This is a genomic window from Bacillus sp. RZ2MS9, from assembly GCF_001816185.2.
GTDB classification, from domain to species: Bacteria; Bacillota; Bacilli; order Bacillales; family Bacillaceae_G; genus Bacillus_A; species Bacillus_A cereus.
In genome coordinates this window covers 566,690-585,265 of the sequence record NZ_CP049978.1, presented here as the reverse complement: position 1 = coordinate 585,265, position 18,576 = coordinate 566,690, and the positions used below count along the sequence as shown (strand labels likewise).

The window sequence follows — 18,576 nt, the reverse complement described above, 5'->3', positions numbered from 1 at the left end:
ACCTTCTCTTAGTTATTTAATTGCACCTTTTGTTAATCCTTGTTGTAATTGCTTTTGCCCTAAAAATAGTAAAATCAATGTTGGAATAACGATAACCGTAACACCGGCCATTACGCTTCCCCAATCAGTTGCAACTTCTTGAGACTGAAGCTGCTTCACACCGATTTGCACTGTTCTTACTTTTTCATCAGTGGTCACTAAAAGTGGCCATAAATACATATTCCATGTTGTTAAAAAGCTATATACTCCAAGCGTAATAAAACTCGTTTTACAATACGGAATTACAACGCTGAATAAAAATCTTATATTTCCAATCCCTTCAATAAAAGCAGCTTCTTTCAGTTCATTCGGAAGTGTCATAAAATGTTGACGTAACAAGAAAATACCGAAAGCTGTTGCAAAAAACGGCACTGTCATCCCGGCGAAACTATTGATCCAACCAAAGTTTTGAATCGTTAAAAAGTTAGGCACCATCGTTGCTTCCCACGGAATCAGCATCGTTGAAATAAACAGGAAGAAAATTAAGTTTCTCCCTTTAAACTGAAGAAAAACAAAAGCATAAGCTGCTAAACTTGATACGATAAGTTGTCCAATCATAACGACTGTCGATACAATTAAACTGTTATATAAGTATGTAAAAAGTGGTACTTTTTGAAAAATATTAATGAAATTATCAAAAGTAAACTGGGTCGGAAATAACCTTCTCATTTGAATATCGTCTGGTGTCATAAAGCTTATTAAAAATGCATACAGTACAGGAAAAAATACCATTACTGCACTAATAATGAGCAGCATGTATAATAGGAAATTTTGTTTCCACTGTTTAACAATCATTTATAATGCACCTTTCTCTCAGCAAACTTAAATTGAAGTAATGTAGCAAGGAAAATGAAAACAAATAATACCATTGCTTGTGCACTTGCTGTTCCAAATTGATGATTCACAAACGCCTCTTTGTAAATCGAGTACACAATCAAATTCGTTGCATCATTTGGTCCACCGTGCGTTAAAATATCAATTTGCCCAAAGCTTTGGAACGCACTAATTAATGTTACTGTTACAATAAAGAATAAAGTTGGTGATAGCATCGGTAATGTAACACGGCGAAGTTTATATAAATAACTAGCACCATCTATAGATGCACTCTCATATAACGACGTATCGATATTTTGTAAACCACCTAATATAACTAAAAATGCAAAACCTGTATTCACCCAAACTGTTGTAACTGATACAGAGAATAGTGCCCAGTCCGGACTCGTTAACCATGCGATTGCAGGAAGGTTCATAGAGGCTAATATATTATTAAATAATCCTACACTTGGATGAAATAAAAATAGCCAAATCACTGCACTAGCAGCTACTGATATTCCCATCGTCGAAGAAAACAGAACTCGGAATAACCCAATACCTCTTACTTTTCCATTTGCAATCAATGCAAGAAACAAAGCAAATATAATACTCGTAGGCACTGTATATAAAACAAATAATAAAGTTGATTTTATACTTTTGTAGAAGGCTGGATCAGAGAATAAGTATTGATAATTTTCTAAGCCAACGAAAAGATTAGCTTCCCCATGTATATCGGTTAAATAAAAGCTATAGTAAATTGTCCTAAACAATGGATAGAACAAAAAAATCGAAAATAACAAAATAGATGGCGCCAAAAACAATAATCCTATTCTTAAATCTTTCGTTCTCCCCCATAATTTTTTCTTTTTTGACACCTTTGTTTGAACTGGTAACTTACTTACTTCGATCATTATTTCGCCACCACTTTCAACTCTTCTTCAGCTACCACTTTTAAGCGTTCATTCGTGTTTTCATTAAAGAAGCATAACTTTTCTTGCGAGAATAATAATTTTACTTTGTCACCTTTGTTCAAGAGTAACTGTCCGATGACTTTCGCACTCCAAGTTGTTCCATTTACCGCAAAGTTCAATATAGATTCATTCCCTAATACTTCTACAGATTGCAACGTCACTTCTTGTCCCTCCTCAGACAGTGCAATATGCTCAGGGCGCATGCCTATGCGAATTGTTCCTTCTGGTAATTGCTTTAACTGTCTAATAGATAATGGAATTTGCAATTGCCCTATATGTAATACACCTTTTTCTTTATTTACTTCCCCATCATTTATATTCATAGAAGGAGAACCTATAAAGCTTGCAACAAATTCGTTTGCTGGTTCGTTATATATGTCAAGTGGTGTTCCAACTTGCTGTATACTTCCTTTATTTAAAACCATGATACGATCTCCCATAGTCATCGCTTCTATTTGATCGTGGGTAACGTAAATCATCGTAATTCCTAATCGCTGCTGAATTTCTCTAATTTCAATTCTCATTTGCGCACGTAATTTCGCATCCAAATTCGAAAGTGGTTCATCCATTAAACAGATTGGTGCTTGACTCACAATTGCCCTGGCAAGTGCAACACGCTGTCTTTGTCCGCCTGATAATTGGCCTGGTTTCATTTTCACATACTCTTTCAGTCCTACCATTTCAATAGCTTCCATTAATCGCTTTTGTCGCTCTTCTTTTTGTACTTTTCTTACCTTAAGTCCAAATAAAATATTTTCTTCTACAGATAAGTGTGGATATAATGCATAATTTTGAAATACCATTGATAGATTACGGTCTTTCGGCTCTAGATCATTTGCAACACGTTCATTAATAATTAAATCTCCTGAAGAAATTTCTTCTAAGCCAGCGATCATTCGTAATAATGTGCTTTTCCCGCATCCCGAAGGTCCAACTAAAACAAAAAATTCACCCTTCTTAATATGAACCGATACGCCTTTAACCGCTGTCTCTTCTGCATTTTTATATACCTTTGAAACATTTTTCAATTCAATCACAAGGTTGCACTCCTTTTTTCTTCTTGTATCCATACTTCATAATGACTTGTTGAAATCGCACTTGCTCCTGCATGAATTGCAATTTCCGCATCTTCTCGCGTTTGAATCAGCCCACCTGCAATAATAGGAAACTCTATTTCCTCTACTAGCTGTTTAATTATAGAAGGCATAATCCCCGGCATAATCTCTACTGCATTTGGTTTAGTCGTTTTACAATTTTCAATTGATTTAGTAAGGGATAAAGTATCTACAATAAAAATACGTTGAATTGTTTTCAATCCAATTTTATTAGCATTTCGAATTGTTGAACCCTTTGTTGAAATAATACCTTGTGCCCCGATAACATCTTGAATATACAAAAGCGCTTCCTCTGTATTCGTATTTAAGCCTTGTATAAAATCACAATGAAGAAATACATCATGTCCATGTTTCTGCAATTCATATACACGCTCTGGTAATTCCAGCATTGAACCAGTCATAAGAAAAACTGTTTTCGGCAATTTTTTGTATGCTTTGTATCCTTTCCAATCCTTTATCATCGCAATATAAGGTTCTTTAAACATTTTTTCCACCTAACTGTTCTATTTTTATCCAAACTAAAAACACCTACTTACATAGAACGCCTTTCTCCTTATTTGAACTCTAGGGAATAGAGCACACCTAAGAAAGTGGCACATTATATGTAAGTGGGTGTTCTCAAATGTTCTCTACCCTATTTATTTTGTTACCTTTACTATATTACGCATTTATTAAGTCAGTTTTGATAGATTGTTAATTAGGTGTTAACCGAATGTTAATATTCACCATATCACCATTTACATTAATCTATATATTTGAATACAAACGAACAGAACGAAACAATACTTAAAATTCAATCAATATGTAAATTCATTCCATAGTTAATAAGTTTTAGTTTGCTTGCCACTGCTTGCGAAGCAAAGTTATCCCAAGCAGTACTATAAAGTGGAATGCGCTTTTCCTCTTGTATTGATAAGGCCCAGGCTGTAACAACATCAGTACCATATCCATTCCCTTGAAATTCCGCTAAAGTTTCCACACTTGCCTCAGCAGCTACGGGCGTACTTCTGGCACTGCAACAAACGGAAACTACCTTTTCATTTTTTACAATTGCAAAATAAGGTTTCCTCCATTCCATCTGTTCTATTAGATTAGGAAAATTTTCTCGCAAAAGCTCTCTATTCTTCTCAGTTATTTGTATTGTTCTAGTCGGCTTATGTAAATTACTATGAAACATGAAAGCAGGACCCATCCAAATATTTTCCACTGTTCTTTCTTCATTTAATATATTAATAATCTTTGCTATCTCTATATGCTTTGAAGGTTCTCGAATTAACTTCTCAATCTTACTTACCGTTTCATCGTCCACATTACAATGATATCTCGTTATACTCCCTTTACGAGTTCTGCCAAGAAAAAAACGTGGTGCTTTCGGATTTCCTTGTTCATTTACATATTTCATTTTTCCTACTTGATTATGAACAAATAAAACCTCTGCCTGAATTACTATTAAATCAAGTTTTGAGAGCCTCATTTTTATCCTCCTTATTTACTCCATATACCATCCATTCATAATCTATTTTTCATGTTCAAAATAAAAATCCCATTCAAATACACATTACTGAATCCATCATACTAACTGATTTCTTCATTCTGTCTATCTAAATGGGATTATTTTCCGTTTTTTACTCTACTGGTTGTTGTGGCTGTACTACTTCATTCGCTCCAGCTACCCTCAACATATTTACAATATCTTTAAAACCTCTTTTTTCAGCGTATTGCAGTGGCGTCAGATGTTCCTTGTTAGCCATGTTTACATCTGCACCGTGATCAATAAGCAATTGAATTACTTTCTTATGGTTTTCACTACCATTTCCTAATACAATTGCTTCTAATAACGCTGTTCCACCACGTTCATTTTTATAATTCACATCAATATCTGTATGCTCTAATAATTCTTTAACAACCTCTACATGGCCACGCTCAGATGCAGAAATAAGTGCTGTCCCACCTGACCTAGTCGTTTCTTTCGTATTAACTCCTGCATTAATTAATACTTTTACAATATCCGTATATCCTTCTCTACTTGCATAAAGAAGTGGATTACTTTTTTTCTCATCTTTAATTTCAATATTAGCACCTGCACCAATTAATGCTTTAACTGTCTCTACATGATTTTGGTACGTCGCTGCAAGGACAGGCGTTTCTCCGTTGTCACCTTCTACGTTTATATTTGCTCCATCCTGAATCAACTTCATAGCTGTCTCTGTATCTCCAAGGGTAGCTGAAAGTAACAACTGTTTGTCCATTAAATTTATACTTTTCTCTTCTTTAGATTCTTCCTGTTCTTTATGCTTCTCTTTTTTCTTTTCATTTTTCACATGAACCGGTTTCGATTCTGGTTCTTCTTGCTTATCGCAAGCCACTACCGTCATTAAAAGTCCTAATAAAATACATAATAAAATTTTTTGTTTTCTCACAACTACAGCTCCTATGAAAGATAATGTTTTCTTAACCATTCCTCCATCACATACAATAACTCTTCTTGAGTACATTTATCCATAAGCCCTTTATATTCCTTCTTTAATCGGATTATCTTAAGCTTATACTATGTTTCTCAACCTATTGAAATGATACGCCTGATGGCCCCATCATTAACATTATGAAGCAATTAGTTTAGCACGTTTTTACCGCATTTGTATACATTTCTAAAAAGTACATAAAGTGAAACTTTAATTAGTGGGGGTTTTGTTCATCCACCACTAATTATTAGCCCACACCAATCGGGCTTTTACGGGCAGCCCGACTCCACCTAACTTCTTTGCTTTCACTAAATTTTGAGGTGGGGATCTTATTGCCCGTTAATGCGGGATAAATGATTGCTTTAGGTTACTATATTCCATTGTAACCGTTCTTCTAAAAATTTTACACCTTTTCTATATTTGCACCTGAGTAATAATAGAAAAAGACAACTATATAGTTGTCTTTTTCTATCATTAATGATGTCCACCATGATTTCCTGCTTTCGGTTTCCCCATCATCTCTTTATTCATTTCCCATTTATGCTCTGCTAGCTCTTTATACGAAAGAACTTTACCCTTATAGTTAGATACAAAGCTCTCTGCATCTTTTTTATTTTTAAATGAAATGACATTATAAGCCATCGGTGTCGTTATTGTTTTATCATATACGTAAGTAGCTTCTTCTAACGAAATCCAATCTTTCGAATCATAATCTCGGACAAATTTCTCTTTCGTCTTTTCACCTGAATTGATCTCCATCCATTTATACATACAACCGATATCATCAAACTTTAACGCTTTTCCATTTTCTAAAATAATTTCTGTTGCAAATTGATTATCTGTTACCCCAATTTGACAAATATCACATTTATCATGTTTCTCATCAATGGCAACAGCTGCTGTTTCCTTTTTCCCACACCCGACTACCGTAAATACGAAACATAAACATATAGCAAGTACGACATATTTTACTTTCATCAATATTCCTCCCTAGAAACCGTATACTCCACGAAAAGAATACCAAAAGGTTGTGTGAGATTTGTGAAAAAACAATGTGCTTTTTGTAATATAGGAAACAAAAAAAGATGTGTAGTTATTTCTACACATCTCTCATCACTCACAACCTGTAATTAATAAATCATCTTCTAATTTAACTAATAATGTATCCTCACTAATTTCCTGTCCAACTTCTACATTTACCAATCTTATATTTCCACTAATCCCGACTGCAATTTTTTTAAGCTCACCGTCATTTTTTCGGATCATCAGTAATTTCTCCCATTCATATACGTAAGAAGATTCATTAATAAAAATCTCCTCTACTTTTCCTTCATAAGAGCTATAAATCTCTTCAATTCTCGTTTTCATATAACATCTACTCCCTATTTCACACTTCACTATTTTCATCTTATTCTACCATTCTTACGAGGAGCAGCTTACTTTTTAAAAATTCAAATTAACTACCATGAACAAAATGAACAAAATAAAAATTATGCTTCTAATGATGTTATTTTTCAAATTATTTACCATTTGAATAGATGCTTTTATTATAAATAAAAAACCTTTTTCTGAATTTTTATTCTATTTTGAAAGCGCAATCATTCTTTTGAGGGGGAAATTACATGTTAGCACTACTTGGATTTGCGATGGTATTTGTCTTTATGTTTTTAATTATGACGAAACGTATGTCAGCGCTAGTAGCATTAATATTAATTCCGAGTGTTTTTGCATTAATTGGCGGATTCTATGCCAATATGGGGCCTATGATGTTAGAGGGAATTCAAAAATTAGCACCTACTGGTATTATGCTTATGTTCGCTATTTTATATTTTGGGATTATGATTGATAGCGGTTTATTCGATCCTGTCATTAGTAAGATTTTAAAATTTGTAAAAGGAGATCCTTTAAAAATCGTTGTCGGAACGGCTATATTGACTATTATCGTTTCTCTAGATGGTGACGGTACAACAACATACATGATTACAGTTTCCGCAATGTATCCACTATATAAGCGCCTTGGAATGAACCCCCTCATATTAGCTGGAGTTGTTATGTTAGGGGCGGGGGTAACAAATCTTACACCTTGGGGTGGACCCACAGCTCGTGTTATGAGCGCACTTGGACTTGAGGCTTCTGAATTATTTACACCTCTTATTCCAGGAATGATTGCTGGTGCAATTTGGGTTGTTTTCGTTGCTTACTATCTTGGAAAAAAAGAAAGAAAACGTTTAGGAATTATGGATGTACAGTATTTAAAACAAATGCAAACAATGGATGAGCAAGCTGCAACTGTCGAAGCCGCAGTGCATAAACGTCCTAAACTTCTATGGATTAACTTTTTATTAACCGCTACATTACTTGTCTGTCTCATACTAGAAGTTATGCCGTTACCTGTTTTATTTACAGTCGCTTTTGCTATTGCTGTTATGATTAACTATCCAAACTTAGAACAACAGAAAGAACGTATTGCTTCTCATGCAGGGAATGTATTAGCAGTTGTTTCTCTCGTATTTGCTGCCGGTATTTTCACTGGTATTTTATCTGGAACAAAAATGGTAGATGCCATGGCTAACAGTGTAGTAACTCTTATACCAGATGCACTTGGACCACAATTGCCAATTATTACAGCTCTTCTTAGTATGCCATTCACATTTTTCATGTCCAATGATGCATTTTACTTTGGGGTATTACCTATTTTAACTAAGGCTGCTGCTACTTACGGAATTAGTGCAGCTGAAATGGGACGTGCTTCCTTACTTGGGCAACCCGTTCACTTATTAAGTCCTCTTGTTGCATCCACTTATTTATTAGTTGGGATGGCAAAAGTTGATTTTGGTGAACATCAACGTTTTACTTTATTGTGGGCAGTTGGAACGACAATGGTGATGTTGATTACTGGCATTGTAATTGGGATTATTCCAATATAAGACGCAAAAAACAGTAGAAGAAGTAAATCCTCTACTGTTTTTTATTATGAAGAAACAAGAAAATACCGTCTCTCCGGTCTCCCCACACTCCCATATATTAGCTCTGCGTGGACTTTCTTCCCAGATATTAAATACTCTAAATAGCGCCTTGCAGTTGATCGACTTACGCCTACCATTGAACTTAGTACCTCTGCTGTAATGCCTTCTTCATTAACTGTTAACATATGTTTTTTTATTTTTGCTAAAGTTAAGGGGTCTATCCCTTTCGGGGCATATTCCATTTCATTTCCCTTTACGCCTCTTTGAGACCATAAATGTTCTATTTGTTCTGTAGATAATTGATTATTTTTCTTCAGCTGCACAATCTTTTTTTGATAACTTTCCAAACTCGCCTTAAATCGATCAAACATTAGTGGCTTTACAATATAATCTGTTACTCCGCCCCGCAGGGCGTGCCTCACTACATCTGTTTCCGATGCCGCTGTAATCATAATAATATCTGTATCGTGCAAATGATGCCTAATATATGTGACAAGTTCCGTTCCTTGCATATCAGGTAAGTACACATCTAATAACACAAGCTGTGGCTTCACAAGCTCTAGCCATTCTTTCGCTTGTTCTCCAGTCGTTGCCGTTCCAATTACTTTAAATCCCTCAATTTTTTCAGTAAAACGACGATGAATGTCAGCAATCCGAATATCATCTTCTACAATTAATACTTCAATCTCCTCACCCATTACTATTCGCCTCTCTCTTTCGGTAGTGCAATAATAAATAACGCACCACCTAAATCCCCTTTTTCGATTGCAATACTTCCATTTAAATCTTCTACTAACTCTTTCACTTTTGCTAATCCATATCCTCGCTCTCCTCCTTCTTTCGTCGAAAAGCCTTTATAGAATATGCTAGTAATTATTTCATCATGAATCCCTTGCCCTGAATCTTCCACTTCAATTAATATTTCTTCTCCAATATCAGTTACAAACATCCTTACTCTCTTATCATTCTCTTCATTTTTTTCAATTGCTTCAAATGCATTCGTAATTAAATTTCCTAAAATAGAAACGACATAATTACTCTCAATATGTGGACTTAATTTGTGTAAACCACTTTCTCTATCTAGCATAAAATCAATCTTCAACTCTCGTGCTCTATTATAAAATCCAATTAAAATTCCACCTAGCCATGGATTTTGAATCCGCTTCATAATAAATTGAACAAAATCTTGATATACCGCTGTTTCCTTATGAATAAGCTCTAAAGCATCTTCGTATGATTCTAATTGGATAAGACCTGAAAGCGTATACAATAAATTGTTATATTCGTGCGCTTGCGCTCGTAATGCCTCTGTATATTGCTTCGTCTGAGATAATTCTGCTGTTAACTGATCCATTTCAGATTTCAAACGTAAGCTCGATACAACGCCAGTTACTTTATTCTTTACTTTAATAGGTAGACGGTTCGCAATAACAGCCTGTCCTTTTATATTTAATTGGCGATCAAACTGTTCTTCACCAGTTTGAAGTACATCTAGTATCGTTGAATTAGGAATTACATTTAAAATAAATTCCCCAATAATATTTTGTTGTTTATCTAGCGAAAGAATATCATAAGCTGCTTGATTGACTAAACTAATCATGCCATTTTTATCGATTACAATAATCCCTTCACGTACAGATTGAATCACTGTACTATGCTCTTCATATAAAGATGAAATTTCTTCTGGTTCCATACCGAACATCATTCTTTTTATACTTGCCGCTAAATATATAGAGCCGATTACTCCAATTAATAGGCCTATTATTGTAATCCAAAATACACGCTTTCCATACACCTCTACCGCTCCATGAATATCATCCATTGAAAATCCAACAGACACCACACCAATGATTTCATTTTCCTGATTACGGATTGGAACTTTTCCGCGTAATGAAGGGCCTAATGATCCAGTTGCTTTCGAAACATATGATTTTCCTTGTAATAAAACGCCTTTGTTATCTCCACCAATCATCGCTTCTCCTATTTTATCTCGCTCAGGATGTGCATATCGAATCCCCTCTTTATTTCCAACTACAATGAAGTCAGCCTCTGTATCCATTCGAATTCTTTCTGCAATCGGCTGAATAATAGAAGCTGGGTTTTCTTTTTGAAAAGCTTCCTTTATTTCAGGTATAGCAGCAACTGTTTTCGCAACATGCAAAGCCCTTTTGCCAATTTGCTCTTCTACCGTTTCAGATAATATGTAATAAAATAAATAACTCGTTAGCATAAGTACAACTAAAATAAGTGTACTAATAGTTAATGTAATTCTCGGTTGGAGTTTTAATTTTTTTAATTTCAAAACCATTCCCCTAACATGATTAAAGATAGAATTTAAAGAATATACAGTCTCTTTGATTATACTTAATCATAACACGGTTACTCTATATTTCTTTCTTTTTCTCTTCATAAAAAAAGAAACGAAGTAAAATTACTACCTCGTTTCTTAACATTCGTTATTACACTTTAAACTTACTAATCATCTCTTGTAATTCTTCTGCCATTTGTGATAAATGGACTGCTGCTGCATTTATTTCATCTACTGAAGCTAATTGTTCCTCAGAGGAACCAGCAATATTTTGAACGCTTGCTGCATTTTCTTCAATTGTAGCTGCAATTTCATTAATAGATGCACTTACTTGTTTTGCATCTACCGTCATTTGTTTTGCTACATCTACCATGTTATCAATTTGTACAACTGTATCATCCGTAGATTTCAATATTTCAGCAAAGCTTTGCTTCGTTTCATTTGCAACTACAAGTCCTGATTGTACTTCTACTCCAACTTGATTCATAGAGCTTACTGTTTCTTTTATATCAAATTGAATCTCTTTCACTAGTTTCCCAATTTCCGTAGAAGACTGTCCTGATTGTTCTGCTAGCTTTCGCACTTCATCTGCTACAATTGCAAATCCTCTTCCTTGCTCTCCAGCTCTCGCAGCCTCAATTGCCGCATTTAACGCTAATAAATTTGTCTGTTCAGCAATATGTTGAATCACTTCAAGGATTGCTCCAATTTGTTTCGACTTATCGTCTAACAAACCAATGATTTTGTCTGACTGCGAAACAGACTCATGAATTAATTGCATTTGATTCACAGTTTGTTCAACTAACTTCCCACCATTTTCAGCTTTTTTCTTCGTATACATAGAGGCTGTAGATACTAATGAAGAACTATCTGCAACACGCTGAATTCCTTCTGTAACTTCTTCTAACAATGTTGCTCCTTCTTCAACTTCTTTCGTTTGTATTTCTGCACCACTTGATACTTGCTCTATCGCCTGTGTAATTTGTTCCGTTGCTTCGCTTGTCTGCTTCATACTAGCTGTTAATTCTTCTGAAGATGCCGCTACATGACTTGCTGAAGTGTTTATATTGGAAATGACACTTTGTAACGATGCAGCCATCTCGTTAAAACTTTCTCCTAGCTGCCCAATTTCATCTTTAGAATGAACTGTAATTGACTCTGTTAAATCGCCTTCACTAATCTTTTTCGATGATATAACAAGTTGTTTTAACGGACTAATAATAGAAGCAATTATGAAGTAAATTAAAATCCCACCAATTACTAATGAAATACCAATAACAGTTATTGTTTTATAGAAAATAGGGTTAGCTGCTTCGATAATTTCTTTTGAAGGCATAATTCCTGCTATTTTCCATCCAGTTTTCTTATTCGTTTTAAAAGTGATATTGCGATCTTCACCATCTAATGAATAATAAAAATCTCCAGCTTCCTGTTTATACAATTCTTTACTAAGTTTCTCTTCTAATTTCTCTCCTGGCTTCATTTTCGGGTGCGCTACTACATTTTTATCTTGATCAAATATCGCTACATATCCTTCCTTACCGATATTAACCATCTTGGAAGTAGTAACAATATTATTAATGATTAAGTCAATCCCAAGAACTCCACTTTTATCCTCGTTTTGTTTTGCTAGTGTAATAACAATATTCCCTGTCGTTTTTGACTTATATGGAGCAGTTACAATTACCTCTCCACTTTTCTTCACGGCCTCTTTATACCAATCTCTTTCTGTAGGATTATATCCATCTGGCATCTGAATAGCTGGTGATTGAATGAACTGTCCATTACTAGATCCTGTATAGATTGCTTCCATTTCTGGATGCAGTTTATTGTATTCTTCTAGTTTATTTTGTATGTTTTGAATTTGATCTGCTTGGTAACTTGATTGTGTGAATAATTTCGTAAAATAAGTTGCATCTACTTTTTTACTATCCAATTCTTTATTAATTACATTATCCAAAATTTTTATATTATCTTTCGCCGAGTTTAAAATCGTTTCATTAAAATTCGTCTTCGCCTGTTGATAAGACGTCCAACCAATTACAATACTTGGAAGAATTAAAATGATAACAAATGACACAAGTAACTTTGTTTTTAAACTACTACTCCTTAATTTCCCTTGAAACATATTTCTACCCCTCCATACCGTTTTAAATGTAATTAATTAACATTTAATCTTTCTATAAAAATAATACGATTTAAATGTATCAATGAGACTCTCTATCTTTTTATACATCTAAAGAATTGATACATATCTTTTTCATTCTATATAAATTAAATAATTAAAACAATGTATAAAAATGTATATTATTCGAAATATTATAATTCATAGGAGAACCTCTAGTATTTCACTTACTAGAGGTTCTTTTCACCTTACTATTCTTTATCTACTTCTTTTTTCTCATCTTCTACTACAGATACAACAGGTTTATCGCTTGATAATTGTTGTACCGCTCCTTTTCCTGCAAATCCTTCTAATAGCTCTTTTAAGTCAATGCCAGAAGAAGCTTTTAACGTTTCTTGCATCGTTGCCATTAAATCAGTCGCATAACCCGCAACTTTTCCGGCCCCGCTATTTTTACCACCGCCGCCTGTATCGACAACTGTGATTTTATCAATATTACTAAGCGGACTTGCAAGTTCCTTCGCATAACTTGGAAGCATTTTAAGAACCATATCCATAATTGCCGCTTGACCATATAATTCAAATGCTTCTGCGATTTTTTGTTTCGCTTCTGCTTCTGCTAAACCTTTTAATCTAATAACATCTGCTTCCGCCGTACCTTGTGCTTTTTGTACTTCCGCTTTCGCTTGACCTTGCGCTTTTTCGATTTCCGCCTTCGCTAAACCTTCTACACGTACTTCTTCTGCCCGAGCTCTCGCTTCAGCTTCAATCTTATATTGATCCGCATCTGCCTTTTTAATTTGTTTCACTTTTTCTGCTTCCGCTGATTGCTCAACAGCATAGCGATCTGCATCTGCTTTTTTCTTAACTTCTGCATCGTATTGCTTCTCACGACGCGCAATCTCTTTTTCTTCTAATTCAATTTGTTTCTCACGCTCAATGATTTTAACGCGCATTTGCTCTTCTGTAACACCTTGTTGTGCTTTCGCTTGTTGTAATTCGTAAGAAAGATCCGCGTCTGCTCGAGCTTGTTCTTGCTCTCTCTTATAAGATTGTACTTTTAATTCTTTATGTTTTTCAGCTTCAGCGATTTGAGCATCACGTTGATATTCAGCTTCTTTTGCTTCTTTCTCAGCACGAGCTTTTTCAATACGAGCTTCTTTTTCACGCTCTGCATTCGCAATTGTTGCATCACGCTTCACTGTCGCAATTTGCGGCTGACCAAGTGCATCTAAGTAACCATTCTTATCCATAATTTCTTTAATTGTAAAGGAAACGATGCGAAGACCCATTTTCTTTAAATCAGTAGAAGCTACTTCATGTACTTTTTGAGCAAATTGCTCTCTATTACTATACGCATCTTCTACTGTCATAGAAGATAAAATCGCACGTAAATGACCTTCTAAAACTTCTTTTGCTTCTACTTTTAACTCTTCTGTTTCTTTTCCTAAATATTGCTCAGCTGCTGTAGATACTTCTTCAATCGTAGAACCTACTTTAATAATAGAAACACCATTTACTGTAACTGGAACACCTTGCTTCGTATACGTATCACGTGTACCCACTTCTAACTTATAGTTTAATAGGCTTAAAGGCTCTGCTCGTTGCATAATTGGAACTACGAAAGTACCGCCCCCGCGGATAATCTTAATCTTCTTTCCATCATCAGTGGTAACAACATTCTTTCCTCCACCAAGCCAGTTCCCTGTAACAATTAACGCTTCATCTGGACCAACCGTACGATACTTCGTAATGAATACTAAAATGAGTAGAATTAAAATTGCGAGTAAAACTCCACCGATAATTAATGGAATCGTCATGTAAATTCCCCCTTATAATTTTGGTTTCTTTAAAGAATAAGCGATGTTTTGTACAAGTAAAACACCATCTTGGACTCCCTCGATAATAACTTCAGTTCCTTGCGAAATATCTTTTTTTCCAACTGTTTTAGCTGGGATTGCATTACTTCCAAATTGGGATGAAATTAATACTTCACCAAATCCTTCTGTAGGAATTGTCGTAATGACTTCTCCTTTGCAACCGATAAATTCATCCATACGTTGTACGGTATTTTGCTCTGCTTCTGCAATCGGTTTTAAAATTAGTATTTTCATGATGAAAACACCGATAAAAGATATAGCAAATGCAGCCCCAAAAATAGTAATACTATTAAAGGAAAACAAATATTCTCCTATATAACTAAGCCCACATAACATGGCGAAGAAACTAAGTAATAAAGTAACAACGGATACAGCTCCGCCCCCAAAACTAAATATCGATTCAAATATATCTCCAAAGAAGATATAAATAACAGTGAGTATAGTAGCAATAATAAATCCATATAAATAAATTGTTTCAAGTGGATAACCAAACAAGACCATTTCTTATCCCCCTTTCTTAAACAATCCCTTTTTTGTTATATGTATGCCCCACCTCTTTCAAAGATTATAGTTCTTAATTTTCAGTTATTTATCTTTTAAAGAAAAACCTGTAAGACAGGCCTCTAAAAAAGAACAGGAGAAACCTATTGTGACAGGCTCCTCCTAGAAAATAACCGATATATTATATATCTATATAATATACTATTTTCCACAAAAAGTAAAGTTAAACATACATTGGAAAAGCACTTATTTTCCCCCGCGTTAACGGGCAGTAAGACTCCCACTGATTAAAGTTCACTTTACTGATAATGAGTACGTTCCATCGCCATTATCATATTTATATACATACAAGTAATACTTGCCTGGTTTTGCATTAAATTTCGCTTCTATATGATTCCCATTGGCTTGACCGTAAGCTGCATAATTTTGCATATCTGATTCATGGTGAAGTACCCATGTCATCCCAATTCCATACTCATTTAAAACAGAAATGTCGATATCTTTCGCTGATGCTACATTAAATGTATAAACATCAGTGTGGTCCCCGCCAATAAGACTGCCTTTTATCGTACTATTTAGCCCGATACGATTTGCTTCTTCTAGACGATTATTTGGTTCTGATTCTGTTAAACTTCCATCTTTAATCGTAACAGTTGTTTCACTTCTGCTCTCTTTGCCTTTATCATCTTTTACTCTTAACGATACTTTATAAGAACCTTCTCTTTCATATACATGTACTGGATTCACTTCTGCACTTGTGCTTCCATCTCCAAATTCCCATAAATAAGAAACAATTTTTCCATCTTCATCGTTTGAGCCATCACTTTTAAATTGAATTCCCTCTTTTACAAGACCGCTATAAGGGCCATTTATATTAACCGTTGGAGCTTTATTTTCTCCATCATCTTTTGCGATTCCATGGAAGACTACATCATATTCAAATTCATTTGAACTATTCACACGATAATTGACGAAGTATGCTGTAACAGTTTTGTAGCCACTCCATTCTTTTTGCGCCAATTGTTCTAAAGATTCATTTACTCTTTTACTCATTGCTTTCCAATCTTCTGATTCACCTTTTGTGACACTACCTGTATACGTACCTTCTAATGTAAATGTATTAAAGAATTGAGAATTATGTTTTGTCATTTTTGTATCTTTCATAGGCAACGTATCACTAATTTCTTTTTTCACTTCAGTTAACGATTTCGGTGCATGTTCAGCTAAATAATCATCTGCTACTTCCGGTACATTATATTTATCTTGATTATCAATTAACTGCTGCATATACTCTTGATACTCTTTATTTAACTTAGGATCTTTACTTAGATTTTCACGATATGCATCATAATTTTTCACGTCATTCGCACGAATCAAATCTTGAATTTTATCAAATGTTTCAAACTGATGCGTATATAAGTAAGACTGCAATGCGAACGAGTAATTATAGAAATCCCAAGAACCGTATTTAGCAAATAGTGTACGCTCTGCTGTATAACGGCTTGCAGGATCAGATGATAATCCGCTAATTATACTCTTTCTTGGTACAACGTTATTCGTACGAGTAGATCCTGCGAAAAACTCTGCATTTCCTTCTTGGAACCAAGTTAGCCTTTCATTTTGATACATATCTCCTCTTCCAAATAAACCAGGAACTTCATATCTCCCTTGCAGATAATGAGTAAATTCATGACGGAATAACTCTTCTAAACTATAAATACTTTGCTCTGGTGTACGCTCATATGTAAAGAATGTACCTGTCTCTTCAATATAAATTCCACCGTTGTTTGTTTCATATCCATACAATTGTCTATTTAACTGATATTCATCTGGACTATTATAAATTACGATCGTTAATACATCATCCGCATTTCCTGGCTCTAACGCTTTGTCATTTCCAATTACACGGTGATACTGTGCCTTTACTTCCTTCGCAGCCCAATATAGTCTCTTAATTTTTTCTTCTGATACTTTATCTCCTGTTTTGAACACAATTGATCCATCGTCGAATGTATACGTTTTTGGTAAATATTGCTCTTTTCCTTCTTTACGTATTTTCTCTAAATCTACTGTATTCCCGCTATAATCTTTACCATTATAATTTGTTGTAATTTGTTCTACCGCAACAAAATACGGTTCACTTAAGCGCGGGTACATATGCATTGCTTGTGTAACAACCTCTAATCCTTTATTTGGATTACTATGAAACTTCCCTAAACGGCTAGCAAAATAAATGCCATTATTAACGAGCCATTTATTTTCTGGCGTTACTTCATTTAAAAGAGCAATACGATTTATTTCATTAATAAACCCATCTACTTTTCCATACCACATCGTTTCATTCGCTTCTTTACGAGCTTCAGTTAAGTACGACTGTATATCATAGTCAATACCTTGCATAATATCGTATATTGCTTGTCCCTTCATTCGATCATTTACATAAGTAGTATAATTATCATTGTATTGCTTTAAAATATTCGATGCGTATTGAACCGTTTCAACATCGCTTGAAGCATTACTAATTAATTTACCGTATGCAGATACGACTGTATCTTGTTCAACTGTACCAAGCTTAAAGTTTGGATTGTTTGCGATTGCTTTTAAAGCAGGTAAACATTTATCCTGGAAGCTTCTTTCATTTAAGTCGCTTAATTCACTATTATAAAATGCAAGATAAAAAGCTGAACGCAGCACTTCAGTAAACGTTTGAATTCCTTTTGAATCATCTTTTGTAAATGTACTACCTCTATGAGCTAATTCATCTATAATGACTTGCATTTTTCCTTTATCTTTATAAAAAGCCTTTGCATCTTCATTAAACTGGAATAAGTCTGTAATTTGGTGCCACTTAATACTGCCTAACGTTTCAACTAATTCTCGATCATTCATTTTGTTTAAATCAGCCATTGAATAGCTTTCTTTAACTTGCTTTACTGCAGTTTTCTTCGTAATAGATGCTGGTCGCTGTGAAAAATCTCCTACTTTTAAACGTTCTTGAAATGATAAAGTTTCATCAACTTTTGAAATATGTCCAACTTCATCTACCGACTTTTCAATTCCAACCGGTTTCGTTTTCAACACGTTATACGGTACTTTTTCTTCCGCTGCTGCATGAGTTTGAAGTGCGCCTAACGATAAAGCCATTGTACTAATGCTAAGCATCACTTTATTGATTTTTGATTTCTTGTTCATATCCTTGCCCCCTATTTTAATATTCCATTCAAGAATTTAACATAAAATCTGGATGTAACAATATAAAATGCAATATTTCATATTATTTCTTCCTATAATTTGTACATATCGTGAACACATTGCTCTTTACCTCCCTAAAACAAATTGCATCCTTTCACATTATAAAAAGGTAATTTTTTGACAATTAAAAACTTAATTGTTATG

The 18,576-nt window shown here is 34.5% G+C and carries 15 protein-coding genes and 1 pseudogene; 1 reads left to right on the top strand and 15 read right to left on the bottom strand.

The genetic code is table 11. The features are described 5' to 3' along the window. Positions 1-12: 12 nt before the first annotated feature. The 8 genes from BHV55_RS03015 to BHV55_RS02980 all read right to left on the bottom strand — a co-directional run bounded on the left by BHV55_RS03015 (position 13) and on the right by BHV55_RS02980 (position 6,768). Positions 13-834 carry a carbohydrate ABC transporter permease gene (locus BHV55_RS03015; protein WP_000635946.1) on the bottom strand — a complete coding sequence of 274 codons (822 nt, stop codon included), beginning with the start codon at positions 832-834 and terminating at the stop codon, positions 13-15. After that, positions 831-1,763: a carbohydrate ABC transporter permease gene (locus BHV55_RS03010; protein WP_000573803.1), complete on the bottom strand. Its 933-nt coding sequence runs from the start codon at positions 1,761-1,763 to the stop codon at positions 831-833. The genes BHV55_RS03015 and BHV55_RS03010 overlap by 4 nt, the downstream gene beginning before the upstream one ends. Beyond that, positions 1,763-2,860: an ABC transporter ATP-binding protein gene (locus BHV55_RS03005; RefSeq protein WP_000571387.1), complete on the bottom strand. Its 1,098-nt coding sequence runs from the start codon at positions 2,858-2,860 to the stop codon at positions 1,763-1,765. Before BHV55_RS03005 ends, BHV55_RS03010 begins: the two co-directional genes overlap by 1 nt. Further along, positions 2,857-3,423: a glycerol-3-phosphate responsive antiterminator gene (locus tag BHV55_RS03000; RefSeq protein ID WP_000472001.1), complete on the bottom strand. Its 567-nt coding sequence runs from the start codon at positions 3,421-3,423 to the stop codon at positions 2,857-2,859. The genes BHV55_RS03005 and BHV55_RS03000 overlap by 4 nt, the downstream gene beginning before the upstream one ends. A 308-nt stretch (positions 3,424-3,731) precedes the next feature. Continuing rightward, a complete protein-coding gene (locus BHV55_RS02995; protein WP_070758244.1) occupies positions 3,732-4,412 on the bottom strand; it encodes a GNAT family N-acetyltransferase in 681 nt (226 codons plus the stop codon). Between the two features lie 151 nt (positions 4,413-4,563). Then, the gene (locus BHV55_RS02990; protein WP_000287336.1) at positions 4,564-5,433 is read right to left on the bottom strand and encodes an ankyrin repeat domain-containing protein; all 870 of its coding nucleotides are present in this window, start codon (positions 5,431-5,433) and stop codon (positions 4,564-4,566) included. 441 nt (positions 5,434-5,874) lie between these two features. Further along, positions 5,875-6,378, bottom strand: a complete 504-nt coding sequence (locus BHV55_RS02985; RefSeq protein ID WP_000865667.1) for a nitrous oxide reductase accessory protein NosL — start codon at positions 6,376-6,378, stop codon at positions 5,875-5,877. Between the two features lie 135 nt (positions 6,379-6,513). Further along, the gene (locus BHV55_RS02980; RefSeq protein WP_000857377.1) at positions 6,514-6,768 is read right to left on the bottom strand and encodes a hypothetical protein; all 255 of its coding nucleotides are present in this window, start codon (positions 6,766-6,768) and stop codon (positions 6,514-6,516) included. Positions 6,769-7,022: 254 nt separating this feature from the next. Between BHV55_RS02980 and BHV55_RS02975 the strand changes: the two genes are divergently transcribed. Continuing rightward, on the top strand, positions 7,023-8,327 hold the full coding sequence (locus tag BHV55_RS02975; RefSeq protein ID WP_000880474.1) for a CitMHS family transporter: 1,305 nt from the start codon (positions 7,023-7,025) through the stop codon (positions 8,325-8,327). A gap of 44 nt (positions 8,328-8,371) precedes the next feature. Here BHV55_RS02975 and BHV55_RS02970 read toward each other — a convergent pair whose 3' ends face one another. The 7 genes and pseudogenes from BHV55_RS02970 to colA all read right to left on the bottom strand — a co-directional run bounded on the left by BHV55_RS02970 (position 8,372) and on the right by colA (position 18,372). Beyond that, entirely contained in the window at positions 8,372-9,064 is a 693-nt protein-coding gene (locus BHV55_RS02970) for a response regulator (RefSeq protein ID WP_000503463.1), read from the bottom strand. 2 nt (positions 9,065-9,066) lie between these two features. Beyond that, entirely contained in the window at positions 9,067-10,674 is a 1,608-nt protein-coding gene (locus BHV55_RS02965) for an ATP-binding protein (RefSeq protein ID WP_083320247.1), read from the bottom strand. 151 nt (positions 10,675-10,825) lie between these two features. Beyond that, a complete protein-coding gene (locus BHV55_RS27805; protein WP_370941341.1) occupies positions 10,826-11,686 on the bottom strand; it encodes a methyl-accepting chemotaxis protein in 861 nt (286 codons plus the stop codon). 81 nt (positions 11,687-11,767) lie between these two features. Then, positions 11,768-12,802: pseudogene (locus BHV55_RS27800) on the bottom strand (HAMP domain-containing protein); the annotation flags it as partial. A 248-nt stretch (positions 12,803-13,050) separates the two neighbouring features. Next, the gene (locus BHV55_RS02955; RefSeq protein WP_000155008.1) at positions 13,051-14,619 is read right to left on the bottom strand and encodes a flotillin lipid rafts scaffold protein FloT; all 1,569 of its coding nucleotides are present in this window, start codon (positions 14,617-14,619) and stop codon (positions 13,051-13,053) included. A gap of 12 nt (positions 14,620-14,631) precedes the next feature. Next, positions 14,632-15,180 carry an NfeD family protein gene (locus BHV55_RS02950; protein ID WP_000242433.1) on the bottom strand — a complete coding sequence of 183 codons (549 nt, stop codon included), beginning with the start codon at positions 15,178-15,180 and terminating at the stop codon, positions 14,632-14,634. Between the two features lie 294 nt (positions 15,181-15,474). Continuing rightward, positions 15,475-18,372: a collagenase ColA gene (colA, locus tag BHV55_RS02945; RefSeq protein ID WP_001036425.1), complete on the bottom strand. Its 2,898-nt coding sequence runs from the start codon at positions 18,370-18,372 to the stop codon at positions 15,475-15,477. Positions 18,373-18,576 lie beyond the last annotated feature (204 nt).